The 23,105-nt window shown below is 59.8% G+C and carries 22 protein-coding genes, 1 tRNA gene and 1 pseudogene; 9 read left to right on the top strand and 15 right to left on the bottom strand.

The features are described from left to right. Window positions 1–1,208: 1,208 nt before the first annotated feature. Window positions 1,209–2,819: a caspase family protein gene (locus tag ACSQ84_RS20535; RefSeq protein ID WP_436213517.1), complete on the top strand. Its 1,611-nt coding sequence runs from the start codon at window positions 1,209–1,211 to the stop codon at window positions 2,817–2,819. A gap of 96 nt (window positions 2,820–2,915) precedes the next feature. Here ACSQ84_RS20535 and ACSQ84_RS20530 read toward each other — a convergent pair whose 3' ends face one another. Both ACSQ84_RS20530 and ACSQ84_RS20525 read right to left on the bottom strand, forming a co-directional pair. Continuing rightward, window positions 2,916–3,167 carry a GIY-YIG nuclease family protein gene (locus ACSQ84_RS20530; protein WP_436213516.1) on the bottom strand — a complete coding sequence of 84 codons (252 nt, stop codon included), beginning with the start codon at window positions 3,165–3,167 and terminating at the stop codon, window positions 2,916–2,918. A 242-nt stretch (window positions 3,168–3,409) separates the two neighbouring features. Next, the gene (locus tag ACSQ84_RS20525; protein WP_436213515.1) at window positions 3,410–4,171 is read right to left on the bottom strand and encodes an outer membrane protein; all 762 of its coding nucleotides are present in this window, start codon (window positions 4,169–4,171) and stop codon (window positions 3,410–3,412) included. Between the two features lie 550 nt (window positions 4,172–4,721). Here ACSQ84_RS20525 and ACSQ84_RS20520 point away from each other — a divergent pair. Further along, window positions 4,722–5,936, top strand: coding sequence for an Lpg1974 family pore-forming outer membrane protein (locus tag ACSQ84_RS20520; protein ID WP_436213514.1), 1,215 nt, complete (start codon window positions 4,722–4,724; stop codon window positions 5,934–5,936). Window positions 5,937–7,177: 1,241 nt separating this feature from the next. Here the strand turns inward: ACSQ84_RS20520 and ACSQ84_RS20515 are convergent. Together ACSQ84_RS20515 and ACSQ84_RS20510 are read right to left on the bottom strand one after the other, a co-directional pair. Further along, window positions 7,178–8,638, bottom strand: coding sequence for a PAS domain S-box protein (locus ACSQ84_RS20515; protein ID WP_436213513.1), 1,461 nt, complete (start codon window positions 8,636–8,638; stop codon window positions 7,178–7,180). A 290-nt stretch (window positions 8,639–8,928) separates the two neighbouring features. Then, window positions 8,929–9,087, bottom strand: coding sequence for a DUF892 family protein (locus ACSQ84_RS20510; RefSeq protein ID WP_436213662.1), 159 nt, complete (start codon window positions 9,085–9,087; stop codon window positions 8,929–8,931). Window positions 9,088–9,634: 547 nt separating this feature from the next. On the opposite strand from ACSQ84_RS20510, the gene ACSQ84_RS20505 reads away from it, so the two are divergent. Next, window positions 9,635–10,030, top strand: a complete 396-nt coding sequence (locus tag ACSQ84_RS20505) for a response regulator transcription factor (protein WP_436213512.1) — start codon at window positions 9,635–9,637, stop codon at window positions 10,028–10,030. Window positions 10,031–10,165: 135 nt separating this feature from the next. On the opposite strand, the pseudogene ACSQ84_RS20500 reads toward ACSQ84_RS20505, so the two are convergent. The 4 genes and pseudogenes from ACSQ84_RS20500 to ACSQ84_RS20485 all read right to left on the bottom strand — a co-directional run. Further along, window positions 10,166–10,666, bottom strand: a pseudogene (locus ACSQ84_RS20500) (ATP-dependent DNA ligase); the annotation flags it as partial. 492 nt (window positions 10,667–11,158) lie between these two features. Beyond that, on the bottom strand, window positions 11,159–11,383 hold the full coding sequence (locus ACSQ84_RS20495; protein WP_436213511.1) for a hypothetical protein: 225 nt from the start codon (window positions 11,381–11,383) through the stop codon (window positions 11,159–11,161). A 26-nt stretch (window positions 11,384–11,409) separates the two neighbouring features. Beyond that, complete coding sequence (locus ACSQ84_RS20490; protein ID WP_436213510.1) at window positions 11,410–11,580, bottom strand: hypothetical protein; 171 nt, start codon at window positions 11,578–11,580, stop codon at window positions 11,410–11,412. A 38-nt stretch (window positions 11,581–11,618) separates the two neighbouring features. Then, window positions 11,619–11,852, bottom strand: a complete 234-nt coding sequence (locus tag ACSQ84_RS20485) for a hypothetical protein (RefSeq protein WP_436213509.1) — start codon at window positions 11,850–11,852, stop codon at window positions 11,619–11,621. 258 nt (window positions 11,853–12,110) lie between these two features. Between ACSQ84_RS20485 and ACSQ84_RS20480 the strand changes: the two genes are divergently transcribed. Next, window positions 12,111–12,320, top strand: a complete 210-nt coding sequence (locus ACSQ84_RS20480) for a hypothetical protein (protein ID WP_436213508.1) — start codon at window positions 12,111–12,113, stop codon at window positions 12,318–12,320. A 252-nt stretch (window positions 12,321–12,572) separates the two neighbouring features. Here ACSQ84_RS20480 and ACSQ84_RS20475 read toward each other — a convergent pair whose 3' ends face one another. Next, complete coding sequence (locus tag ACSQ84_RS20475; protein WP_436213507.1) at window positions 12,573–12,746, bottom strand: hypothetical protein; 174 nt, start codon at window positions 12,744–12,746, stop codon at window positions 12,573–12,575. A 610-nt stretch (window positions 12,747–13,356) separates the two neighbouring features. After that, the gene (locus tag ACSQ84_RS20470; protein WP_436213506.1) at window positions 13,357–13,545 is read right to left on the bottom strand and encodes a hypothetical protein; all 189 of its coding nucleotides are present in this window, start codon (window positions 13,543–13,545) and stop codon (window positions 13,357–13,359) included. A 233-nt stretch (window positions 13,546–13,778) separates the two neighbouring features. Here ACSQ84_RS20470 and ACSQ84_RS20465 point away from each other — a divergent pair, with 233 nt between their 5' ends. Beyond that, window positions 13,779–14,738: a hypothetical protein gene (locus ACSQ84_RS20465; protein ID WP_436213505.1), complete on the top strand. Its 960-nt coding sequence runs from the start codon at window positions 13,779–13,781 to the stop codon at window positions 14,736–14,738. A gap of 10 nt (window positions 14,739–14,748) precedes the next feature. On the opposite strand, the gene ACSQ84_RS20460 is transcribed toward ACSQ84_RS20465, so the two are convergent. Further along, window positions 14,749–15,063 carry a nucleotidyltransferase family protein gene (locus ACSQ84_RS20460; protein WP_436213504.1) on the bottom strand — a complete coding sequence of 105 codons (315 nt, stop codon included), beginning with the start codon at window positions 15,061–15,063 and terminating at the stop codon, window positions 14,749–14,751. Window positions 15,064–15,144: 81 nt separating this feature from the next. On the opposite strand from ACSQ84_RS20460, the gene ACSQ84_RS20455 reads away from it, so the two are divergent. Further along, window positions 15,145–15,411 carry a hypothetical protein gene (locus ACSQ84_RS20455; protein ID WP_436213503.1) on the top strand — a complete coding sequence of 89 codons (267 nt, stop codon included), beginning with the start codon at window positions 15,145–15,147 and terminating at the stop codon, window positions 15,409–15,411. 132 nt (window positions 15,412–15,543) lie between these two features. On the opposite strand, the gene ACSQ84_RS20450 is transcribed toward ACSQ84_RS20455, so the two are convergent. From ACSQ84_RS20450 to ACSQ84_RS20440, 3 genes are all read right to left on the bottom strand, one after another. Then, a complete protein-coding gene (locus ACSQ84_RS20450) occupies window positions 15,544–16,053 on the bottom strand; it encodes a hypothetical protein (protein ID WP_436213502.1) in 510 nt (169 codons plus the stop codon). Then, window positions 16,050–16,385, bottom strand: a complete 336-nt coding sequence (locus ACSQ84_RS20445) for a hypothetical protein (RefSeq protein WP_436213501.1) — start codon at window positions 16,383–16,385, stop codon at window positions 16,050–16,052. Before ACSQ84_RS20445 ends, ACSQ84_RS20450 begins: the two co-directional genes overlap by 4 nt. A 428-nt stretch (window positions 16,386–16,813) precedes the next feature. Beyond that, window positions 16,814–16,907, bottom strand: a tRNA-Ser gene (locus ACSQ84_RS20440). Window positions 16,908–17,814: 907 nt separating this feature from the next. Between ACSQ84_RS20440 and ACSQ84_RS20435 the strand changes: the two genes are divergently transcribed. The 3 genes from ACSQ84_RS20435 (at window position 17,815) to ACSQ84_RS20425 (ending at window position 22,510) form a co-directional block, all read left to right on the top strand. Beyond that, window positions 17,815–19,365, top strand: a complete 1,551-nt coding sequence (locus ACSQ84_RS20435) for a porin (protein ID WP_436213500.1) — start codon at window positions 17,815–17,817, stop codon at window positions 19,363–19,365. A 401-nt stretch (window positions 19,366–19,766) separates the two neighbouring features. Next, a complete protein-coding gene (locus ACSQ84_RS20430; RefSeq protein ID WP_436213499.1) occupies window positions 19,767–20,246 on the top strand; it encodes a hypothetical protein in 480 nt (159 codons plus the stop codon). A gap of 209 nt (window positions 20,247–20,455) precedes the next feature. Further along, a complete protein-coding gene (locus ACSQ84_RS20425; RefSeq protein WP_436213498.1) occupies window positions 20,456–22,510 on the top strand; it encodes an adenylate/guanylate cyclase domain-containing protein in 2,055 nt (684 codons plus the stop codon). 107 nt (window positions 22,511–22,617) lie between these two features. On the opposite strand, the gene ACSQ84_RS20420 is transcribed toward ACSQ84_RS20425, so the two are convergent. Continuing rightward, complete coding sequence (locus tag ACSQ84_RS20420; RefSeq protein ID WP_436213497.1) at window positions 22,618–23,094, bottom strand: DUF992 domain-containing protein; 477 nt, start codon at window positions 23,092–23,094, stop codon at window positions 22,618–22,620. Window positions 23,095–23,105 lie beyond the last annotated feature (11 nt).

The raw sequence follows: 23,105 nt of genomic DNA, 5'->3' as shown, positions 1-23,105 counted from the left end.
CTCCAGGTGCATTGACGCCAGCAACGCGGCGTCGGGACCACACGTCTTTGCCGTACGCTCTCGTGCCGTTCGTTATCGGCACTACCAGCGTCCACCGCGACCCGTCCCAACGATCGTGACGATCATGATACGCCCCTCTGGCGGGACGGGATGGGCAAGGATATAAACTGATTTCCACTTCCGTAAAAGCGAAATATTTTTTATTTCGGGGCTTGACATCGATTCCGTAAATCGGAAGTGATTTGCCCGTCGGGTTGTTTTGTCGCAGTCAGCGATGCCATTCGCCATTGCGAGCGTGCGACTCAAGGCATCCTATCCATCGTCGTTCCTGCGAACGCAGGGACCCATAGCCACCGATGTTGATTGTTTACGAAGGGCGTTTGCCACATCGCCTAACTGAAGGGCCGCGGCGTATGGGTCCCTGCGTTCGCAGGGACGACGATGGAGTATGGTATTAAGCCGCGCGGATATTCGCCCATGCAGCGATCCGGTTCCTCGCGCAGCCGCGTGCTTTCGCTCGACAGCTGCGCGCGACTCAAGGCGGAAGCATCCTGTTCATCGTCGTCCCTGCCTAGTGCGCAATTGCGCACGGGCGCAGGGACCCATACGCCGCGGCCGTGATGATACGGCAAGCTGGCAGATATTCTTCTAACAACAAACCGTGGTGGCTATGGGTCCCTGCGTTCGCAGGGACGACGATGGATCGGAACTTCGAAGCGGCGCTGCCAATCCGGATTGCAAGGCCGCCTGATTTGGCGGCAACTTCGTTTTTTTCGCGGGAGCGCTCGCCTAGCATGTAATCAAGTCTCTAGGATTGAAGAACAAACAATCATCTTTCAAACCGGGAAAAACCCGCGATGATTGCTTGCAGCGTTGTTTTGCGCAACGCAATGCTAACCCTGACTTGACCCTGCCAGATGAACTCATCCGGCGGGGCCTTTTTTTCGATGGCCTGCCGTTGCAAGACACTCAGATCGAACCACGGCGTTGAGCGTACCTGGACTGCGACAACGTGCGAAATGGGGTGAGGGCAGTCTCCCGCTATCCACTTCGAGCTAACAGCGGTCCACGAGGGGACACATCCGGAATTGCCGGTTAACCGCGGTCTGTCGGCGGGGAGCGGTTTGGATTGAAATCGCGACGTTCTTGAGTAAAGCTGTCACGCCGCAACGCTGGATGTGCGCTTTTTTTACCTGGCTGAATTGATCATGAAGATTTACCTCGCATTGCTACTCACGGTGATCTTTTCGGCGGCGTCGATCGCCCCGTCGTTCGGGGCCGGCGAGCGTTTTGCGCTGGTGATCGGCAACACGAAATATCCGGACGCCGAAGCGGGGCTGCTGAAGGAGCCGATCAACGACGCGCGCGATGTCGCTGAACAACTCAGGCGCGGCGGCTTCACTGTCGATATCGGCGAAAACCTCACCGGCGACGGCATGCGCCGCGCCTTCGAGCGCCTGTACGGGAAGGTCAAGCCGGGCTCGGTCGCCTTGATCTTCTTCTCGGGCTTCGGCGTGCAGTCGAGCCGCCAAAGCTACATGATCCCGGTCGATGCAAGTATCTGGACCGAGCCGGACGTTCGCCGCGACGGGTTCAGCCTCGAGACGGTTCTGAGCGAACTCAATAGCCGCGGCGCAGCCGTCAAGATCGTCCTGATCGACGCCTCCAGGCGCAATCCGTTCGAGCGCCGGTTCCGGAGCTATTCCGCCGGCCTTGCCCCGGTCATCGCGCCGGGCGGCACACTGGTGATGTATTCGACCGCGCTGTCTTCTGTCGTTCCAGACAAGATCAGTGAGCAGGGGCTCTTCGTCCGGGAGTTGCTGAAGGAAATCCGCGCGCCCGAGGTATTGGCGTCGGAAGCCTTACAACGTGTTCGCACTGTCGTTATCCGGGCTTCGCGCAGCGAGCAGGTGCCCTGGATTTCGGATTCCTTGACCGAGAACTTTTTCTTCCTTGCCAAGGCGCCGCTACCGGGATCAAACCCCACACCTCCAGCGGCCCTTCCGCCGGTGGTCGCACAACCGCTTCCACAGCCGCCAACGCCACCGGAAATTGCTGCTGCCCCGATCCAAAAACCGGCTGTCGTCACGCAGGTGCCGTCGATTAACCCGGAGAAGCGCGTCGCCCTGGTGATCGGCAATTCCGCCTACAGGAATGTGGCCCGTCTGCCAAATCCGCAACACGATGCGGCGACAGTGGCTGCGGCGCTGCGCCAGGTCGGCTTCCAGTCGGTGATGCTCCAGACCGACCTTGGTCTTGAAAAAACGTTGCAGGCGTTGCGCGATTTTGCACGAGCGGCAGATGGCTCGGACTGGGCAGTTGTCTATTTTGCAGGTCACGGCATTGAAGTTGGGGGCGTGAACTATTTGATCCCGGTTGATGCCGCCCTCACGAGTGACCGTGACGTATCGCTTGAAGCCATCGCGCTCGACCAAGTGCTTACGGTTATCGCCCGCGCCAGCAAGTTACGGGTTGTCATTCTCGATGCATGCCGCAACAATCCGTTCGATAGCCAAATGAAGCGCACGGTCGCCCTGCGCGCTGTATCCCGCGGCCTGGCGAGGGTCGAGCCGAACGACAACACCATCGTAGCGTATGCGGCAAAGCATGGTGAAACGGCATCTGATGGCGATAGCAGCAACAGCCCGTTCACGGCCGCGCTGGTCAAGAATTTGCAAACCCCCGGGCTGGAGATCCGACGGCTGTTCGATACCGTTAGAGATGACGTCATGGACCTGACAGATCGGCGGCAGCAGCCGTTCAGCTACGGGTCAGTGACGGCACGCCAGAATTTCTATTTTCTCGCGCCAAAATCTTAGCTTTCTTTCCACTGATTGGATTCCAGGCAACTAAACGAAGGGCCTGTTCTATCCTTCTGCGGACGGGACTTTCGTGGTGGTCTCAGACGCGGGCGATCATCGCGGCACTGTCGGTAAAAAGCGCTTTTTGGTAAATGCCTTGCCGGAGCCCGACTTGAAGTACCGCTCAAGCCTGCGAGCCGTTACCTGATCCCCGACCGCTACGTATGAGCGAAGAAGCCGCGGCAAAAACTTGCATGTCGAAATAACGTGCCCTTGTTGATGCGACGCAAATCGACGTCGAAGATCATCCGTCGAGCCGACGTAGATATCGCCGTTGCTGAGTTCAAGGAAATAGACGTGCCACATGTGGCAACAGTCTCCCTGCGCTCCTTCGGAGCTTCGGGAGACACCCTTCGTCCTGACGGTCTCCGGGTGGCCTGCCACCCGAAGCCCGTCAGGGCGAAGGGTGGCGGAGCCGGAGTCCTCCTAACGGCCCACGACTCGCGTTCTGTCTGCTGCGGGCGTGACCGTTTGCAGTGTCGACCAAACTTTGCGCGACATGAAACAGGGCGAGTGAGCGACGGCTTTGACTGCCGCTCTCCGAACAATCAATACCTGGCGATGACCGCGCCGCCCCAGCGATAATTGACACGGACGGTGATGAGGTCGACGTCCTGATGAATGCGGTCGCTGGCGTAGGCTGTCCCTGCCGGTGCGAGCGTGCCGTTGTTGGTAAAGGTGATGAACCTGTCCTGCATGAACATGTGATCGTATTCGATCGCGGCAGACCAGTTGGGCGCGAAGCCGTATTCCAGGCCGATTCCGATCACGCCACCCCAACGGGTGTCGTCGACAGTGTCGCTGATCTGGGCGCCGGTGGCAGTCAGATAGCCGCGATAGCGATCGGAGGTCAGAGCGGCGCCACCCTTCAGATAGAGCAGCGTGTTGTTCCAGGCATAGCCGATCTGGCCGGTGAACGTTCCGAAAGCGTCGACGCGCGTGGCGTTAACGACGGCCGGGAACGGGATGCTCTGGTTGCTGCCGCGGAACTTTGCCCAGTTGCCCTGGGCTTCGATACCGAACACGATGCTGGAACTCTGAAAGCGATACCCGACCTGGCCGCCGGCGGTGCCGCCGGTTGCATCGTGGCATCCCTCGGAAACATTGAAGGCGCCGGCCGCATTGCTGAAATCCCAGCACTTGCGGCTCGATCCCCACCCGCCGTTGGCTCCGATGTAGAAGCCGCTCCAGTCGTACATGGCGCTGATGATCGTGGGCGCCTTGGTGTAGGAACGGATAGCCACGTCTGCGGCAGAAGCCGACGTGACCACTGCAAGCGCGCCGACGGTACCGAGCAGCAATGTCTTCATGATGCATCCTCCGGGTCGAGTTTCCGTCACAGAATCAATTTTCGCGAGCAGCCTACGCTTCGCCGCCCGAAATCTTGTCACCCATTTGGTACAGTACGGCACCGAATGCAGGCCGCCCGCCCGGAAGGGCGGACAGAAGCAGCAAGCAAACAGGCCGGCCTCTTTGGAATTTGCAAATGTCGCTCGCCGGCTCAGGCGTTTTTCCTCGGCTGTGCAATATCCGTTCGCAGCGCCTTCGGGGCGGAAGCTCTAGTACCGGCGCAAATTCGAGTCGAAGCCGTCCGCCGACTGAAGATGTCCGTAAAATGACGGACCTAGCCCTCGTGAATTTGCCTCACGCGCGCCCGCGATGCATACCGCAAAAGCACACTTCCCGACATTCTCGGCAGGTGTTCAATTTAGATCACCTTGTTCTGATGAATACTCCTAGCGTTTGCACTAGGCAGGACCGTCACCGATTCGGTCGTTGCGTTGGAACCTCCATTCGAGGGCTGCCGTTACGACGAGTTGTGAGTCCGTGCCTCGATGTTTTCTCGGGGAGCGCCGGATCATGAACAGCGTCACAAAACTTGCATTGCTTGCGTGTCTTGGACTGACCGTCGCGGCGGTGCCGGGTCCTGCCGTCGCCGACAAAATCTCCGAACGTCTCGATGCGCTGGAAAGGGAAAATGCCGCCTTGCGCGCGCGGCTCAACCGCCTCGAAACGCCCAAGGCGGCAAAGCTGCAACCTCGGCCGGCAGATTCGGGCTCCGGTACGGCGCTCGTCCCGCTGCCGCGATCGGCAGGTCCGGACAGCATGGCCGCCGATCTCGGCTATGTCGGCCCGCGACGGGCGAATGCGCCCCGCTTCGAAGTCAGCGGAACGGCTTCATTCCTGCAGCCGGGTGCCGGCAATCTCGAATATGGCACGCTGACCAATCCTCTGCCGCCGGTGACACCGCACTGGCGAAATCAATCGCTCAAGCCTAACTTCACGCCATCCTTCAGCCTTGGCGCCCGCTACATGGCCGATGGGTCCAAAGATATCCAGCTGAATTGGACGCACCTGCGCAACACCGCGACGGACTCGTTCTTTGCTTCGCCGACGGAGATGGTGGGACCGCCCTATCTAATCGGGCCGGAATCGGGCCTGTACAAGAACGGCAGTGGCTCGGTGAAAACCGCCTATGACGTCGTCAACCTGGACGCCGGGTACACCTTCTGCGCCGAGTGCTCGTTCCAGATGCGGGCCTTCGGCGGCGTATCGGCGGCGCGTATCGGCCAGAACCTGTCGGGCCTGTTCGCAAGCCCGGATGGCGCGGCTTCCTCGGGCTACACCGTCAATTCCTTGTTCACCGGTGCCGGCCCCCGTGTCGGTATCAAGGGTCAGTTCGGCATCGGCGACTTCCAGTTCATCGGCGAGATGGCCGGCGCCGTCTTGATCGGCTCTGCGCAGAGCAGGATGGATTTCACCACGCTTTCTCCCGCATTCGGACTTTCCAGCCAGTACATAACCTCTCCCAATGCGACCCGAGTGGTTCCCAGCATCGACGGCAGATTGGCCACCTCCTACACCTTTGCACCGACTGCTTACGGATTGTTCAAGGTCGAGGCCGGCTATAAGGCGGCGGTCTATTTCGATGCGGTCAATTCATATGAACTGACCCAAGTCCCAACCAGCCTGACGCTTCCGCCCATCGGCATTTACCTCGCGACGCAGCAACACCTTCTGAGCAATTTCACCAACCACGGCCCGTATGTGACCGCGAGCTGGGCCTTCTATTAAGTCTGGGTTTCCAGCGCCGCGGCCTCTCCCGCAAGCGGGAGAGGTGCACTGTTCAATCAACGACATCCGTCCTAGCGGTGGCCTGCACGGTTGACGGGACCGCCGCGGTTCATGGGAGTGCCTGCGCGGACGCCAGCACCTGGTGCACCGGCACCGATGCCTGCGACGTTAGCTCTACCCGGTGCGCCTGCCGCTGCTGTGGACCGGGCCACACAGCCGTCCGGCACGCCCGCCGTCTTGCAGTAAACGGCGGCCTCGGCGGAGCCGGACCCGACCGAAATGGGCATTAGCGTCGAGAACACCGTTAGGGTAACACCGGCGAGCAGCCATCTTGTTCGCTTCAACATTTTGTTTGTATCCCTTGTTAGACGTGCAGGACTTGCAATGATCAGTCGATCACCGCAGCCGCCGCCGTGCGGACACTGTGCTGCAACACGTCAACGTCTCATGAAAAATGAATGGATGGTTGTCTGCAACGGCACCATCCGCGCGCGCAAGGACTTCAAAGGGGATGGCGTTCAGGACTGCCGATATCGCCAGCGCGGTCGCGACGAGCTTTATTTCCCACCTGTGTGCCGATGGCGCGCAGGCGGGCCTACCATGCGGCTTTGAGGTACTCCGAAATAGTTCGGAAAGATCAACCCAGCCAGTAGTTCTCCGGATGAAGGTTCGGGGAAAATCGGCAATAAATCCCCCAGCGTTTTTCGAAACGCCAACCCCACTTGCCCCGCCAGGAATGGCGGGGCTTTTTCTTGGTTAGGAACGAACTTGCGCCGTGGGAATCGACTCCGCGCTCCCGGCTGCGTCCTCCCAAGTCGGTCGGGAGAAAACCCCCAGTGGGTTGGCGACCTCGGTGCAGCGTAGAGTATCGCGCTGAGGCCGTTTGCGTGATCGCGGCCACTTGATGGGCGACCCGCCTATGTGCCGAGTTCGCCGACGAACAGGGCAAGCAAACACGTTGGCAGACAACAGATGCCCAGAGCAGCCAATCGAAACGTGGGCGCTTAATAGGAAGTCTCGGCGGGTCGAATTTGGACATGCGGGAGCGCGGCGCGCTTCTGGGGTATGTGCCGGCGTGGCCACATCGTCTTTACAAGCTTAACGGCGCGTCCATCGTCACGAAACCCCTCTGATTGCTTCAACTGAACCGCGCGCATGGGCGAAGGGATCGAAGAGACGCTGCCGCGATCGATCCCTCGACCCGTCCGAGATTTCCACCCGACCTCCGACACTGATGAGCGTTAGGGATGCGCCGCGACGCGGTCCTTTGGAAAAGAAAGATCTATTGTCAGGCCTGCTGGGTTCCAATCCCACACGATCACGCCTCCGAATTGGCTCTGCACCGTCGTACGGGCGAGTAATGTACCAAAGCCCTCGACCTTCGCTTGACGACCGACCGGTGGTCCTCCGCGTTCCGTCCACGTTACCGCAAATTGGGCAGTGTTTTCGGAGCACACGATATTGATGGAGCCTCTTTCGGTCGAAAGTGCCCCGTACTTTGCGGCATTGGTTGCAAACTCGTGCAATAGCAACGCAAAACCCGTCACCACATCGCCCGCGATTGGAATGTCAGGTCCGCTGATCGCGACACGCGCCCCGCCGTTGTCGGTGCCGCCGTCATAAGGGGAGAGAATCGTCCTAATCAACGTATGAAGCAGCGTTGACTGTTGCGTTCGATGTGTGCCATCCGCTGTCAGCTTCAACGTCAGGTCGTTGGCCTTCGCGAGGGAAACCAAGCGGTCTCGCACAACAGAAGCGAGTTCTTCCGCTGTTTTCGCCGATCGGGCACTCATCGTGACCACGCCGCCGGCGACAGCAAAGAGGTTCTTGATGCGATGGTCCATCTCTCGGAAGATTAGCCGCTGTTGCTCCTCTGCTCGCTTTCGAAATGAAATGTCCCGGGCTATTTTCGAAGCGCCGACGATCTTGCCGTCCTTATCCCTGATCGGTGAGATAGTCAGCGAAATGTCGATAGTGCTGCCATCCTTGCGTTGACGAACGCTTTCGTAGTGCTCGACGCGTTCGCCGCGCCGGATGCGGGCAAGAATGGCCGGCTCCTCATCCTGACGATCGGGAGGGATCAGCATCGTGACCGACTTCCCAATCGCCTCTTCAGCACTATAGCCGAACAGCCGTTGCGCGCCCAGATTCCAGCTCGTGATGATGCTGTTGAGGTCCTTCGAAACGATGGCATCGTCGGACGATTCGACGATCGCGGCGAGGACACGACAGCGTGCCTCACTATCTCGAAGTTGCTGTTCGGCCTGTTGGCGCTCGGTGATGTCCACCAGCATGTTGACTGCGCCAAGCAAAGCCCCTGAAGCATCGAACAGGGGCGTTGGATATGGAATGAACGGCACGCGCGTGCCGTCCGGCCGTTCGGCGACCGCTTCCATACCTCGGATCGGGCGCCGTTCTTTAAGAGCCCGCGCCATCGGACATTCGGCGTGCGGCAAGGGAGTGCCGTCCGGCCAATAGAGCTTCCATGACCCGCAAAACTCGGATGTCCCGAGCGTCGGCCGGCATCCCCACAATTGCGCCGCCGCTTCATTGTAGAAAGTAATGATGCCGGCGGCGTCCGTCATGTAGAGCGCTGCCGGCAGTGCCTGCAAAAGTTCGTCGGATCCCCACGCGCCTTGATGCACATTGGGCTTCTGTAGGGAGGCCAGCAACGAATCGATGGCGTCTTGTTCGATGATCATCACACCCTCACGGCTCGAACCCCCCACCTGCCTAAGCTCGACCGCAGGCATCGCGTTAGCGTAGCATCCTGCCGAACCGGCGCAATTCCAAATTTTATGCCTCCGCTGCCCGATGACCGATTGTGCGGTTCCGACGGGATCGAGAACGCCGGCCTGCGGGCCCATGAAAGCGCCCGCAGGTTGAACTGAGGTCAGGCGAATATGTGTAGGGCTTATGCTGCCTTGCGCTGCTCGATCGCCAGATATTGTTGGGTCACCTTTTCGACGTTCGCATCGATCCATGCCGCCCATCACGGATTGCGCCGTGTCCTTGATGCGGAGCTGCTCTCTCCGCAGGCTTCCATGCATTGCTCGATGCGACCCAGCTGCGTGTTTGTTTCGGCCAAATGTTCCTTCACCCGCGCCTGCGCCTCAGGATAGTCGGTCAACCGTTCCGACTGACGCTCCATTAGTTCTCGCGCCTGCACCTCCATGGAGTGCGCGTTTGGGCAGGCCGACTACGTAAACGTCTCGTGCCGTATTAGCCATGACCGTCTCCTGTTGCTCAGAAGACCGTTCAACTAGACTCAACTCTCATTGTTCCTGCGGCATTAGGACTTGCCCGTGTAGGGTGTGAACCTTTGCGCGCCGCTCTGTCCTCGTTGCATCCGGTCCCCTTGCAAGGTGCCCGGACGGTTCTAAGGTAGTTCCACCCTCGGGTGCCGCGCATTCTGCCGTCGAAGGCCTGCTCGAAATGTGGGGGCCCGCTGCATCGGGAGTCGGCCCTGCTGGAAGCTCTTCACATCTGCGAACGATGCGAATCGCGGCGACCCAATGGACGCGGCCGATCCGTGGATCAACGGCGAGCTCAGGCCGCCGGCACCGTTCAAGCCAGCAAAACCAACGCGGGCCGAGTTCGCCCTGCCGTGCGTCATATCTACACTTTTGCAAATTTCTCTGGAACGAATTGCCAGGTCCGGCATGATATCTCGGGCGGGTAGCCCGCGGGAAAGCAGAATGGACGATCTATTGGCCATTCTGGTCGTTGAAGACGACCAGGAAATTCAAGGCATCCTCGAAGAAGCACTCTCGGATGGTGGCTTTGAAGTGGCGACAGTCGCCTCCGGCGAGGAGGCCGTCACCGTGCTGCAAGGAAATAGCATTGCCTATCGCGCTCTCGTCACCGACATCAATCTGAAGGGCGCATTGGACGGCTGGGCAGTGGCCAGAAAAGCCAGAGAAGTCGATCAGGCCTTTCCCATCATCTACATGACCGGTGCGGCCGCTGACCAATGGCCGATCGAGGGCGTTCCGAATAGCGTTCTGCTAACCAAACCCTTTGCGCCGGCACAGCTTTTGACGGCCGTTTCCAACCTGCTCAACGTTGGTGGCCCGGTCACGCCATCACGATGACGGGCCCGCTCGGCTGAAGCGGCCGCTGCCTGGGAATGCGTGCGCCATCACCTGGGCGAGGTCGCGCATGTCGATCAAGGCGCCGCAGACCGGGCAATTGCCATAGTGCTCGATGTCCGGCCGGTCCGGCTGCTGGAACATCTCGCGGCCGTCGACCTCAAAACTTTCGCTGAACTGCAGGGTCGTCCCGGCGATCAGCTTCTTGAGATGGGTTTTGCGCTCGACCAGCGGCAGCTTCCGCAGGTCGTAACCGTTGAGATAGAGCAGGTCGAACGCGACGAAAACGATCTTGTCGGACTTGCCTTTTAGTTCGTTCTGCAGAACTGAGAAATCGGTGGTGCCGTCGGCCGAAGGGACTACGACCTCGCCGTCGATGATCGCGGATCCGGCGCTGATGTGCCAGGCGTCGCCAGCTATCTTCCTGAACCGCTTGGTCCAGTCGTTGCCGCGCCGGGTGAAGACCTTGACGGCGTCGTTAACGAGGTGGACTTGGACCCGATAGCCGTCGTATTTGATTTCGTGGAGCCAATCCCCCCTGGGGGTTTTGGACTTCAGCGTGGCCAGCTGGGGTTTGATGAATCTCGGCATATCCGATTTCTCGGCGGCCGAAACACCCCTGCGCGCACGCTTGCCCATCCGAGAACTCAAACGCTACGGACTACAACGCCCGCACGATACTGAAGTTTCTTTGAATCTGGTGCGATATGGCGCCAACCGCCAAGAAAGATGATGCCCCAAATCCACTCCAGCCAACTGGGCTACCGGTACATGCAGCCCATCGTCAGGCCTACTAATTAACGGTGTGGTGCGCCAGGACGACATCACTCAGGCGCCCTGTTCTGAGGCAGTCGTTGGCAAACTTCATGCGGTGGCCTTGTCTTCCTTGTCGGCGCCGCGCGTGTTCAATCCTCAGCGAAGGGGCTTTGCCATGACAAGTCGAAAAAGTTTCCTTCAGCAATATCTCGGCCACGCCGGAATAGCTTGGTAGGTCGCGCTAACTAAGTGTACCACAGTTTGCGGCGCCGCCGGTGGAATGAAAGTGGTCAAGAAAGTGGGTACCAGCCGGAAGCGTGTCGAGCGCCGGCTCGGACGTTAGGGAACGCGATCGAGGTGACAGGAAGGGGGACTCTAAGTGGGGATGTCGATTTCCTTGATCGCCAGAGCAGAAATGTCGCTCGGCTCGCGGACGCCAGTCTGTGCGATTTCGATGATTTTCCTGGCGACCAGTTCAGCCAGCGGGTCACCTCTGTCGACAATGCCGAGGGTGCGCAACGCTTGTTCAAAGGCGGTCGTTAAACGCCTAATGTCTTCCGGTCCCATGGGCATGTTTTGCAACAGGCGATAAGTGGGCATTGGTCATCCCGGGCTTTCGGTAAGCATCATACCGCGGCGTTTATTGCCCGCTCAACGTCGTCCGCCAGTTGGCCCAGATGCTTGGCTAGCCGGTCGAACATTTCGCGTTTAGTCATATCCGTTGCAAGGTCCCGGATCCTCGCCGCTTCAGCCGCATCGCTCCGAAGCTTCTCCAGAGAGGCTTGATAGTCCTTCACTGCGATCCCCCTTGCGAGTTTAGGACACGGGCTCGGCCTTACTTCTTCTGATCGGAAACTAAATTTTCTAGAGCCTGGGGCGGCTGTGGCCCGGGAGATCGAAGCCAATTGTTGATGTGTGATGCCGTCTCGGCCTGCCGGGCCCGCCTCAAGAGCAGTTCCTGAGCGGTACCGGGAGGAAGCGCATGGGCCGCCTCTCTAAAGCGGTGGGCTTCTTCCGCTAGTCGTTCTTCAAATGTTTTCTCATGCTTGAAACGGCGACGCTTCTTCATGCGCTGCTCCATTCCGTAAGAGGAGGGCGGCAACGGGCGTTCTCATCCCCGATAGATACCAAAAGCCGCGCGATGACGGGTCAACGTTATCCCGCCATACAGGTTCAGTCTGTCAAGAAAAAACTTAATTCTCCCAATGAGTTACCGGCAATTTAGATGGATTTAGCGGATGAACACTTTAAGAACCCTAATTAGCCAGGAACGTTTTTGCTGCTTTGTACTTCCAATGAGTAAGTTTTCGCACCACGGAGGAGGACCATGGGTGTACTCAACCGGGCAGAACGCCTTCAGATCATGTTGAACCCGACCGAATTGAAACTGGTCGACAATTGGCGGTTCCTGAAGCGCATGCCGAGCCGCGCATCAGCGGTGCGAGAATTGCTCAAGCGTGGATTGGTGGCCGAGGGTTTCGAAGTGGCGGAAGATGGCGCTCACTCAAAAGATTTCGGCTTAAGCCCGGCTGAGTAGCCAGGTGCAAAGAATATGCTAGCGGTTCCAATTAACGATTGGCGGTCCTACTCGTAACGGTGCTGCTAATGAGCACCTTCGTCCGACAGTAAGGCCGCCTCAGTTGGCGGCCCTTGCGAGAACCGGCCCACCGGCAAACGCGCGTTCGACGATGGGCCGTTCCGGGTGGATGGCACAATTTGCGCCACAGACCGACATCTTAACGTCTTTGCGTGGCAGGCCGTTCCTATACGAGCGGCAACTGAGGCGGCCTTACTTTTCCAGATCGCGCACTTGCTGGCGAAGCTCGGCTTCCATGTCGCGGATCATCTGGGCTATTGGACCGTCACGGAACTCCTGCGCCAACTCTCGGCATTTGGCGAGCTTGGCCTCTACTGCCTGTTTTTCCCGATCCCGGTCCATATCCATAAAACGATGGAATGGCAAAATCGTTCAATCTTCGTTCACATTCAAAACAGGCCACCACCGCTATTTTCAAACCACGGGCCGATCGAAGTTATCGACGGCGATACTGTAGCGCCATGCGGGCTCCACTTACCGACTGGTCGGCTTCGATACTCCCGAACGGGGCGACCGTGCGCGCTGCGATGACGAGCGCCAGCGTGGTGAGAAGGCTACCCAGCGTCTTCGAGGCCTCATCGGTACCGGCAATGCCAGCCTGACGCCGGGTAGCATGTGCCTGCCGGCCAGGCGAGGAGGGTACCAGCCGCTGCAACTATGGGCGGCTCTGTGGGGTCCTGACGGTCGGCGGCCGTGACGTCGGGCAGATCCTGATCGGCGAGGGTCTGGCCCATAGCTACGTCTGCAGCGGCACGTCCTGCCCGAAACGGCGACCGTGGTGCGATGGCCGCTAAGTGTGACGACTGAGCATCCGGCAACGTTACCGGCGCATGTGTCCGCGCCCAGCCAGCTACGTTGGCGGCTGAAAGAGGCCGCCAACTGAGGCGGCCTTTACTTTATTTGGACTCAGCGGCGCAGCGCCCAGTCGCTAGAGCGGTCGAAGCAAATGGCGCTGCCATACCCGCACCCAGCGCGCTTACCCCTGTTGGGTCAATTGCTGCATAATCTGTTGAAACATTTGGGCCGGGTCGTTCATACCACCACCCGTTCCTTCGTCGCCTTTGATGGCAGACGCCACTTTGACGGCCACTAAAGGGAGACGCATAAAGCCGCCAGACACCGCGTCGAGATCGATGTAGCCCAGTTCACGAATTTCCGTGTTCATAGTCCCACTCCCACTGTTGTGGCGTCGTGCGCCGTTGATGTGAGCGGACTATTGCCGGACGGGGTCCGGGCTCACCGTGATGGGGGTCACATAGCGCATTAGGGCGCAGATTTTTGCCGACTCGGGACCTGTCCGCCTCGACTGTGGACAGCGGATGGCGATGCCCGCCACCGGACCGCCGCGACTCAGGTTCTGCAATCTGTCTGCGCATTCCGCGCTGATGGAGCGGAGCCATGGAGATCGAATGGGTGCCACTGGGCCAATCACTGGCTGACAAACACCGGGCTGCCGAACTGAGGTGGCGAGGCATGCCGCCCGGCATCCCGCCCGAGATGGCCATCGAATTTATGGAGAAGCTGAAAGCAGGGAGTACGGTTAGAAAGCTTACCGGCGGCGGGGAAAAATTGGGTCCGGCATTGGTGAGCTTCGATAGGTTCAAAAAACATTGCGAGTTACATCCGGAATGGGCCGCCGAGGCTTGGCGAATTTCTAAGATCAACTGCAACCTCGGCAAAGGATCGCGCCTTCGCAAATTGACAGAGACGTTTTGTTTGAAGGGCCTGCATCCCATGATCGGGACAAACGTTCGGATTGATCCGTCGAGGGGGAGGCGCTGTTGCCTCGCATGTCGAAATTTCGCGCGCGACAATCCACCCAGAATGTCGCCGCTGGCCATCGCGAAGGTCAAAAAGGCCATCGAAGGAGGCGCGACTACAAACCAAATCTGCAATGGGTACCCAGTCGGCGGAGGTAAGATCGATCGGCGTCTAATTCTGACCACCGGTCATAAATTTTACCAACAGCGTCGGCTCGATCCCGAGTTCAATCGCTTTGTGTTAGATGCCATCGAAAAGAGAATCGGCAGATCCAACCCGGTGCAGGCCGTGGCCGCCGGAACCTTCAAATACGAGTGGGATCCCGGCGACCCTCAACTCATCGGAAATATGTTGCCCGAGCATTTCCCGGACAAAGACGTGGTGATCAATGAAGTTATCGTGTCGCTGCTGGAGGGGCGGCTCGATCGTAGCCAGATCAGCGAAAAACTGCGCTGGTACATCAAAGCTCACTACCGGGCTTTTCCTGTCAACTTCGCCACATTCGGCAACGCGCGGTTGGTGTCGCTCGATGAGGTACTGTTCGAGGCCGGCTCAACGACCAGGGGCGACACTGTTAGCCGCGGGCTTTGGGATTAGGACGCACGAATTATAGCGATCTACGCCGAAATAGCTCAAGACTGCATTCATCGACATAAGCCCGTACCTTTGGCCTGTCGGGCCCGAGGAAGTCTATATTCACCAGCAGACCGGTGGCGGCGCGCAGGTCGCATTGCCACTGCTCTCCTTCAAAGCAGAATACGGCGAGGGGATCCTGGCCCGATATCTCAATAGCTAAATCGACATCGCTTTCAGGACGTGACTGGCCTTTTGCGCGGCTGCCAAACAGGATGATGGCGCGAATACCCGGAGTTCGCTTTCCCCAGCCAATGATTGCGGCCGCTTGTTCGTTCGTAAGGTCCATTGTCGGACCGTAACACGGACACGCGAAAGCGCCCAACACGGGGATAGATTTTTACGGCATAGGTGGCAAACTCACTAAGCCATGGCTGGCGGCAATGCTGCCAGCGCTGCTACCATCCCCGACATGGAACGATGGCTATCAAGCGACTCGATAAAGGCACTATTCGCTGGCTCGTTCGTGGCTCTGGTCGCGTTCTGTTTGTTCGACAATGGCGGCGAACTGGCACTCGCATTAGCCAAGATTGCGCTGGCGCTGGCTTTCCTTACGGCCCTGCCGTTCATCGCGATATTTGCATACACGGGGCTCTTAATGCTGGTCCTTCGCCTCTTTAAGGGGCGCAAGCCATGAATGAACTCGTCTTAAACGGGCTGGTAATAGGCCGGTGACAACGCAGTTTTCTCTCAGCAATAAGATTCGAAGGTGGAGCGGCAGCGTCATACTGCAACGATACGGTCGTGAGCCCCTGCGAGGCGCCTAGGATTACGCCAAATCATCCTCATCTATTGTACCCGAAAACCTGAAATGCCGAATGAGGGCTTCGCCGCGGAAGCTCTTGTGTGCCTCGATCAGGACATATCGATATCTGCCTGCGATCATCATTTGAAGGACAAGCCCGAAGGCATCGGCCGGCAGATGCAAGTTGGCCTGGTAGTCCTTGCCTCGGTGTGAAATTGCTCCGACCGCCTTCGGTTCATGCTTTCGCCGGCCTTCGATGTCTGAAAGGCGATGATCCGGGAAAAGTGTTACTTCACCAGCCGACGCCTTGATGGAGGTCGGCCGCAGAATTGTTCCTTCGATGTTGAGGTGTCGATAATCCATGTAGGGACCGTTGTTGAAGCGGCCGGTGTCGATCCCAAACATGTAGTCCCATTCCCAGTCGACGATTTCGATGACGTGCTGGACGCGCTCGTCCCGCGGTCGGCCCCGGCGACTAGCAGGGGATTTCTTTTTTGGGGGCTTCCCTTCGAGATATTCATTCCCTGCGCTCATAGATTCTCCGACAGGCGAAGCCACTCATTTCGTCCGGCTTTGGTGATGTTGTAGTTGGGCATGCGCCCTTCGGGACGAGGACCGATAACTTCGATGAATCCCCTGGCCTCGAGCTTTTCGTTTGTGGCGATCCCTCCTTGGTATCCCAATTGCCCATCCGCTCGGAAATAGGCTTCCAAGCAGGCCCGCTCCAGCTTGCCGAGCGGCCGACTTCGAACAATCGCCTCCCATTCGCCATCTGCGTAGACCCGCATGCCATTCGGATACTTTCCAGGCGGAAGCTGCTCCAAGGGAATCTCTCCCCGCAGATACCGGTCAAGCGCAAGCGTCATGTGATCATCTGGTGTGCTTGGCCGCTTGGGAAAGGGTCGACCCCCGAGAGGCCGCCGTTCAGGCCGCGGCTGTTCTTCGACCCATCTGCTCGCCGCGATGTCGGGCTGAAGCTTAATTTCGATCGTGCCGTCCGGAAGGATCCGCACGTGATGAGCACCACACTGCTTCGCTGCCCGTGCTCGAGCAACGTCAGCCTGAGTAAAACGGACGGGTTTTCTTCGCACGTGAACTGCGATCGCTGTTTCCCACGACGGAGAAGAGTTTTTATAGCAACACGCCGTCGAAATGATCCAATGGCGCCGGATCAACGACTTGTCCTATGGCTGCAAAATCAAATCAGACGGACATCTTGGGTTGGGCAGAAGTAGGGGCACACGAAGGGGCTGAAAATTAATTACAACAAATTCAGGTGCTTAGATCATATGTTTGGCGGAGCCGGAGGGATTCGAACCCTCGATAGGGCTTTACAACCCTATAACGGTTTAGCAAACCGCCGCCTTCAGCCACTCGGCCACAGCTCCGTGAGGCGGGATATGCCCGACGCGGGGGCGGGCCGCAAGCGGCAGATTCAGGTTACGCCGGGGCGATTTAGTGACGCCGCCGCCGTCAGGTACGCGCGTACGCCAATTCGCAGGTAGCAGCGCCCGTTTGGGGGCTTATCTCCAGCGTGGCGAGCGGTAGAGGGCCCACGCCATCAATATAATTCGAGTCTGCGTGCAGGCGCCGCGCGGTCGTGCGCATTCCATCCACTGGCGCCCCGGCGATTCGGCCGAAGCTCCATTCAACGTGCATATGAGCCCGGCTTGCGGTTTCGGCAGCGGCTTTTGCGATTCTGGAGTGGATCCGCAGAACCCGTTCGTTGCCGGCCCTTCCGCAAGCAACGCCGCGGCCCGTGAGGCTCTTATATATGGCTGCGATCGAACGGCATTGCGCCAGCCGTATCGACGAGCCTCATTCCATCACGTGTGTGACGGCCGGACGGGGATTCGGTGGTTTGGGCGCTCGATTCGAGACCGCAAGGGCGCCCGAAGGGGAAAACCGGCCATCGGCCGGCCTTGAGCCACAATTCAGGCACCAAATGGAACTTTTCTAAAATGTCCATTTGAAACAATATGTTACAGCGAAAGCCCGATCACATCTGCGTGTTATTTGTGCAACACCCGCTGGAAAAGGCGCTGAGTCATGCGTCTTGGAGCGGTTCCTTTGTTGCGTGTGCAGAAGTCCTCGGTAATTGTGACCTTGCGACGGAGGGGGGCATCCCGAGGTCGTCCCGTTAGGTGGTTCGCTTAAGTCCCTCGCGTTCAAGCGGGAGTGGTCCGAAGGCGCGAAGCGACAAAGCGGGTTTCAGGGGATTAAGGGAACCAACCTTAGGGTGTTTGCACCCGGCGGATCCGGAACCTTCCCTACAGAGCAACTTGGAGGTTTATCATGAAGATGGTTAAGAGCCTTATTCTCGGCTCAGCGGCGGGTCTCCTCGCCATGAGTGGAGCTCAGGCTGCCGATCTTCCCGTCAAGGCCAAAGCGGTCGAGTACGTGAGGATCTGCTCCCTGTACGGTGCTGGTTTCTACTACATCCCCGGCACGGACACCTGCATCAAGCTGGGTGGTTATCTGCGCGTTGAAACCGCGCTCAACACCAACGGCGTGTTCGGCGGTGCCTACCAGACCCAGGCCGGCGCTCGCAATCGCCTGTCGAACTATTACACCGCTCGTTCCCGTCAGGACCTGAACATCGATACGCGTACCGCGACCGAATACGGCGTCGTCCGCACCTACTTCGATGCGACGTTCTCCTGGACCTCGGGCTCCTACGCCGGTAACGGCCTCGGCGGCACCGTCTACTCGGCGTCTGCCTTCGCCGGTGGCTTCGGTGGCGTTGGTAACCCGTCGGACGGCGGTACCTCGGGCGGTTCGCTCGGCGTCTACCATGCGTTCATCCAGTTCGCTGGGTTCACGATGGGTAAGACGATCTCGCAGTTCGACGCTCCCTGGACCAACTACCCGGGCAACAACTTCGACGGTCTCGTCGGCGGCAGCGGCATGGTCACCGGTGTGAACCAGTTCACCTATACCGCTCAGTTCGGCAACGGCATCTCGGGCACCGTGTCGGTGCAGGATCCGACGGCCTACTCTCAGGCTACTCTGATCAACACGAGCGCAGGCCTCGTTGCTCCCGCGGCGTTCGCAGGTGGCGGCTACGGCGCCAACGATTGGGGCGGCACACGGGCTCCCGATATCATCGGCGTGCTCAAGGCCGACCAGGCTTGGGGTATGGTTCAGTTGTCGGCAGTCGGGCATAACCTTCATGCTGCTTACTACGGCGGCAGTGAAGTCACCGGTCATCCCAGCGACACGTGGGGCTGGGCTGTTCAGGGTGCCTTGCAGATCAAGAACATCCCGACCGGCGCTGGCGACACGATCAACATCCAGGCGGTCTACACCGACGGTGCGACCCGCTATAACTTCCAGAACCTTGCTCCGCAGGGCTTCGCGATGTACGGCGGTACCGGCTTGGCCGGCGCCTACCAGAGCGTTGGTCTCGCTGCAGCGGCAGACGGCATCTTCGGTTTGGGAACCGGCATTTCCAAGGTTCAGACCTGGGGTATGCGCGGTGCCTTCAACCACAACTGGGATCCCTACTGGAGCTCGGCACTCTACGGCGCTTACGCCCAGCTTAAGTATGGCAACGGCGGAGCTGCTCTGCTTTGCGGCCCCGGCGGCGCTCTCACGGGCATCGTAGGTCTCACCACCTGTAACCCGGACTTCAACGTCGCCCAGATCGGTGTCATCACCCGCTGGACGCCTGTGAAGGGCCTGACCTTCTCGGCGGATGTGATCTATACCCATCTCGACCAGAAGTTCGCTGGAACGGTTACCACCCCTGGCACCCAGGTTGGTATCGCGAAGCCGGCAGCTGTGTACGAGCTGAAGGACCAGAACACCGTCAGCATGCTGATCCGCGCTCAGCGCAACTGGTAATCCAGTTCGTCTGATCAAGATCCAAGTGAGCCCCCGGCAGGAAACTGCCGGGGGTTTTGCTTTTTGGGGTGAGCATGATCGACAGCTTGGGAGTGAAGGTCTTCTTTCCAGCCTGATGGCGGCGAAGGATTAGCGAAGCGCAAGGGCGTCATCGCGAGGCTGACATCCCGCCACGGCGGATTGGCACAAACTGCACATCACAGAGCTTCGATATTCAATTAGCATCAGTTGCGCAGATGCTTCGCGTCTCGTCGGCCGGGGCGCAGAGGCTGTGCGCCAATGCGCCGCACGTCATGATTGTGCGGAAATACGGAAGAGGGCTAGACTAATCTGGTTCTGCCGTGCGCAACCAACACGCGAGCGGCCAAAACAAGAATCAAAAGAAGAAAAGGGGTCCGGCGATGTGTTCAACACTAACCCGTTTGGCCATCCTGGCCAGCGCTCCCACCGGAATGGTCTGCGCGCTAGCCCTCTCCGCCTTCCTGGCCCTGACGCCTTCGCCGGCATCGGCGACGGTCCTCGCGCCCTCCGGTCTGCTGCAACAGCAACTCGAACAAGATAGTCTGGTGACGGAAGTCCGCGCGCGAGCCGGCGGCTCGGTGCGCCGCACCACCGTCGTCGGTCCGCGCGGCAACGCGGCCAGCCGGACCGTGGTACGCGGCGGCGCGGTCGTGGGTCCGGGTGTCGCGCGTCCCGGCCGCTGGGTCCGTCCGGCCAATTACTACTGGCGTCCGGGCGGCGCGATCGCCGCCGGTGCCGCGATCGGATTCGTCGCCGCTGCCTCCGCCGCGGCCTATGCGGGTTCGCCGCCGGCGCCCGGCTACTGCTGGTACTATACCGATCCTGGCAAGACGCAGGGCTTTTGGGACGTTTGCCCGTAACGGCGCAGGTCTGGAGTCAGCTCTGGACTCTGCGTAGAGCAGCGCGTCCGAATCGCGATCGTGAACCGTTTGAACCAACGGTTGGTCACCGGCGTGCGGTTGACCCAGAAGCCGTCCACGGCGACCCCGGCAAGGGCGCGACGCTGGCTGCGCCAGATTGCGATGACGATTGCGCCAATTCGTTCTGAGTGGAGTGTTATGGTGCGTCGATGACGAACGATAGAAGCCTTCGGCTCGGGTTCAAGACCTCGGTTATCACGCTGTTCGTCGCAATCGTCCTCGTCATCGGTCTGGCGCTGGTCTATCTGAGTTTTCAGCGGATCACCGCGGTCACGGATGCCGCCGCCAGCCAGTTCATCGGCAAGGTCGCCGAATCGTCGGCGGACCGGATCGGTTCGCAGTTGAAGCTGGTGCGGGACAACATCGAGATACTGAACGCGCTGCCGCCGATTCAGTCCGCCGAGATCGAGGATAATCCGCGGCTGTACGCGCTGCTCGCGGCGATGGTGAAGAACAACGACCAGCTTTTCAGCCTCTATGCCGGCTACGACGACGGCTCGTTCATCCAGATGGACGACATCGGCGGTACCGGGCGGGAATCGCGGGCGAAGCTGGAGGCACCCGATCAGGCCGTGTTCCGGTTGGTGGTGATCTCGCGGTCCGATCCCGCCAACGTCAAATCCAGAAGGCTGTTTCTGTCGGACAAACTCGAAACGGTCAGGGAATTGCCGGGGCCGCTCGACTACGATCCGCGTGAGCGGCCCTGGTACAAGGATGCTGTTCGCCGCGACGGCAGCTGGCTGACCGGGCCGTATATTTTCTTCGCGACGGGAAAGCAGGGCTATACCGTGCAGTCCGCGCTGAAAGCGGGCAGGGACGGCGTGGTCGCGGGCGACCTGCTGATGGACGCGACGCAGGAGGTGTTGAAACGGGAGAAGCTGACCGAATCGGGCGTCGCTTTCCTGTTTGACGATGACGACCGCATTCTGGCCCATCCCCGGATGACGGAATTGATGGGACGGGAGGTGTCGGGTACCATTCCGACCCTGCGTGAGACGGATATGGCGGGGGTTCTGAAGGCGATCCGTGCCTGGCGCGCGAATGGCATTGCCGAGCAGTTCTTCAGGGATCCGGCGGGGCGGCTGTACGCCGCGGCTTTCCAAACCATCCCCCGTTCAGGTCCGGCCAATCTGCGCGTCGCGGTGGTGGCGCCGGTCGACGAGTTCTTCGCCAGTATTCTTTCCGAGCGCCGCCGCCTGTTTGTCGCCACGCTTGGATTCGTCGCAGCGATGGTGCCGATCGTCTTCTTCATCGGTGCGATGCTGTCCAAATCGCTGCGGGCGCTGGCGGACGAAACCGACCGGATCCAGCGGTTCGAACCGGCGGCCGGGCCAGCGGTGCACTCCACGATCCGCGAGATTGACGATCTCGGCCGCTCGGTCTCCACCATGCGCACGCTGGTCGAGACCTTCTCGAACTTTGTCCCGAAGCGGCTGGTGCAGCAACTCGTGGAAACCGGCGACGCGATGACGCTGGGCGGCGCACGCCGGGAGGTGACCGTGCTGTTCACCGACGTCGTCAACTTCACCGGGCTGACCGAGAACCGGGATCCCACCCAGGTGATGCTCTACACCTCGCGCTACTTCTCCGCCTTGTCGGAGCCGATCATGGCCAACAAGGGCACGGTCGACAAATTCATCGGCGACGCGGTGATGGGAATCTGGAACGCGCCGATCGAGGATGAGGATCACGTTGCCAATGCCTGCACGGCCGTGCTCGCCTGTATCGAAGCCAACCGTGAGCTCAACGCCGCGTTCGAGCGCGAGGCATGGCCGGCCTACAACACGCGGTTCGGCCTGCATGTCGGCGATGCCGTGGTCGGCAATATCGGCTCCGCGGACCGGATGAACTACACCGTTTTGGGCGCGACAGTGAACCTCGCCGCGCGCCTCGAAGGGCTGAACAAGAACTACGGGACGTCGATACTGGTGAGTTCGGCGCTCAAGCAGCGTGTCGGCGATCGCTTTCATTTTCGCAGCGTTGACCGCATCAACCCGAAGGGATTTTCGGAGGCGTTCGAGATCTTCGAACTGCGATCGGCCTCGGCGGACCTGCCGAGCGCCGATGCTGAGTTCTGCCTGGAATGGGAGATCGTCTACACGGCGCTTCGCAACGGGCCGCTGGCTACCGCGCAAGAGCTGCTCGAGGCGTTCCTTGCGAAGTACCCGTGGGACGGCGTGGCGCTCTATCACCGGCGGCTATAGCAGCAAGAAACAGGGCAGGGTGGAACGCGGCGAACCGCGACAGCGCATCTTCAGCAAGCGCGGCGTGCCGCGCTCGCTTCATTCGGATATCGAACGCGCGTGCGGAATCAGCGAGCCGCGCGCAACTGGAGATGCGAGAGCCCGAGGGTCACGTTCAGCGCCACCGATCCCTCGACGGAGACCGGCTGCAACGCGAAGCTTCTGCCGGAGCCCCCGATCAGGACGTTCACGCCGGCTCCCAGACCGAGGCCGACTTCCCCCGTTGCCCCCACGTATTCGCCGGCGAGGGCGCCCGGTGGAGGACCGGCGGTCGGCGCGAGCACGGCCCAGGCCAGCACGCCGCCCGCCGAGATGCCAAGATCAATACCCACCGTGTTGAGCGCGCCCTCGTAGAGCTGCGGCGGGAAGGGCGGGTTTTGAACGAAACGGCACTCCATGGATTGGTGACCGAAAATCACGAAACCAATGCTCGGGTTGAGCTTGCACGACAGCATTCCCACCTGCGACCAGGTCTTGGGTGCTTGCGCCATCGCAGCCTGCGCGTTCATGAAGAGGGCCGCCGCGAGGATCAAGGATCGAAGCATTTGCGTTCTCC

It is taken from the genome of Bradyrhizobium sp. LjRoot220 (genome assembly GCF_964252915.1).
In the GTDB taxonomy this organism is placed as follows: domain Bacteria; phylum Pseudomonadota; class Alphaproteobacteria; order Rhizobiales; family Xanthobacteraceae; genus Bradyrhizobium.
The sequence above is the reverse complement of the archived record's forward strand: the minus strand, read 5'-3'. Positions and strand labels throughout refer to the sequence as shown.

Coding starts and splice junctions, on each gene's coding strand:
- ACSQ84_RS20430 (WP_436213499.1), top strand. CDS start 19,767: ATGTGTTCAACACTAACCCGTTTGGCCATCCTGGCCAGCGCTCCCACC.
- ACSQ84_RS20510 (WP_436213662.1), bottom strand. CDS start 9,087: ATGGAGCGTCAGTCGGAACGGTTGACCGACTATCCTGAGGCGCAGGCG.
- ACSQ84_RS20420 (WP_436213497.1), bottom strand. CDS start 23,094: ATGCTTCGATCCTTGATCCTCGCGGCGGCCCTCTTCATGAACGCGCAG.
- ACSQ84_RS20505 (WP_436213512.1), top strand. CDS start 9,635: ATGGACGATCTATTGGCCATTCTGGTCGTTGAAGACGACCAGGAAATT.
- ACSQ84_RS20425 (WP_436213498.1), top strand. CDS start 20,456: ATGACGAACGATAGAAGCCTTCGGCTCGGGTTCAAGACCTCGGTTATC.
- ACSQ84_RS20515 (WP_436213513.1), bottom strand. CDS start 8,638: ATGATCATCGAACAAGACGCCATCGATTCGTTGCTGGCCTCCCTACAG.
- ACSQ84_RS20435 (WP_436213500.1), top strand. CDS start 17,815: ATGAAGATGGTTAAGAGCCTTATTCTCGGCTCAGCGGCGGGTCTCCTC.
- ACSQ84_RS20535 (WP_436213517.1), top strand. CDS start 1,209: ATGAAGATTTACCTCGCATTGCTACTCACGGTGATCTTTTCGGCGGCG.
- ACSQ84_RS20530 (WP_436213516.1), bottom strand. CDS start 3,167: ATGTGGCACGTCTATTTCCTTGAACTCAGCAACGGCGATATCTACGTC.
- ACSQ84_RS20520 (WP_436213514.1), top strand. CDS start 4,722: ATGAACAGCGTCACAAAACTTGCATTGCTTGCGTGTCTTGGACTGACC.
- ACSQ84_RS20525 (WP_436213515.1), bottom strand. CDS start 4,171: ATGAAGACATTGCTGCTCGGTACCGTCGGCGCGCTTGCAGTGGTCACG.
- ACSQ84_RS20445 (WP_436213501.1), bottom strand. CDS start 16,385: ATGACGCTTGCGCTTGACCGGTATCTGCGGGGAGAGATTCCCTTGGAG.
- ACSQ84_RS20480 (WP_436213508.1), top strand. CDS start 12,111: ATGGGTGTACTCAACCGGGCAGAACGCCTTCAGATCATGTTGAACCCG.
- ACSQ84_RS20455 (WP_436213503.1), top strand. CDS start 15,145: ATGGCTGGCGGCAATGCTGCCAGCGCTGCTACCATCCCCGACATGGAA.
- ACSQ84_RS20495 (WP_436213511.1), bottom strand. CDS start 11,383: ATGCCCACTTATCGCCTGTTGCAAAACATGCCCATGGGACCGGAAGAC.
- ACSQ84_RS20465 (WP_436213505.1), top strand. CDS start 13,779: ATGGAGATCGAATGGGTGCCACTGGGCCAATCACTGGCTGACAAACAC.
- ACSQ84_RS20485 (WP_436213509.1), bottom strand. CDS start 11,852: ATGAAGAAGCGTCGCCGTTTCAAGCATGAGAAAACATTTGAAGAACGA.
- ACSQ84_RS20450 (WP_436213502.1), bottom strand. CDS start 16,053: ATGAGCGCAGGGAATGAATATCTCGAAGGGAAGCCCCCAAAAAAGAAA.
- ACSQ84_RS20460 (WP_436213504.1), bottom strand. CDS start 15,063: ATGGACCTTACGAACGAACAAGCGGCCGCAATCATTGGCTGGGGAAAG.
- ACSQ84_RS20470 (WP_436213506.1), bottom strand. CDS start 13,545: ATGAACACGGAAATTCGTGAACTGGGCTACATCGATCTCGACGCGGTG.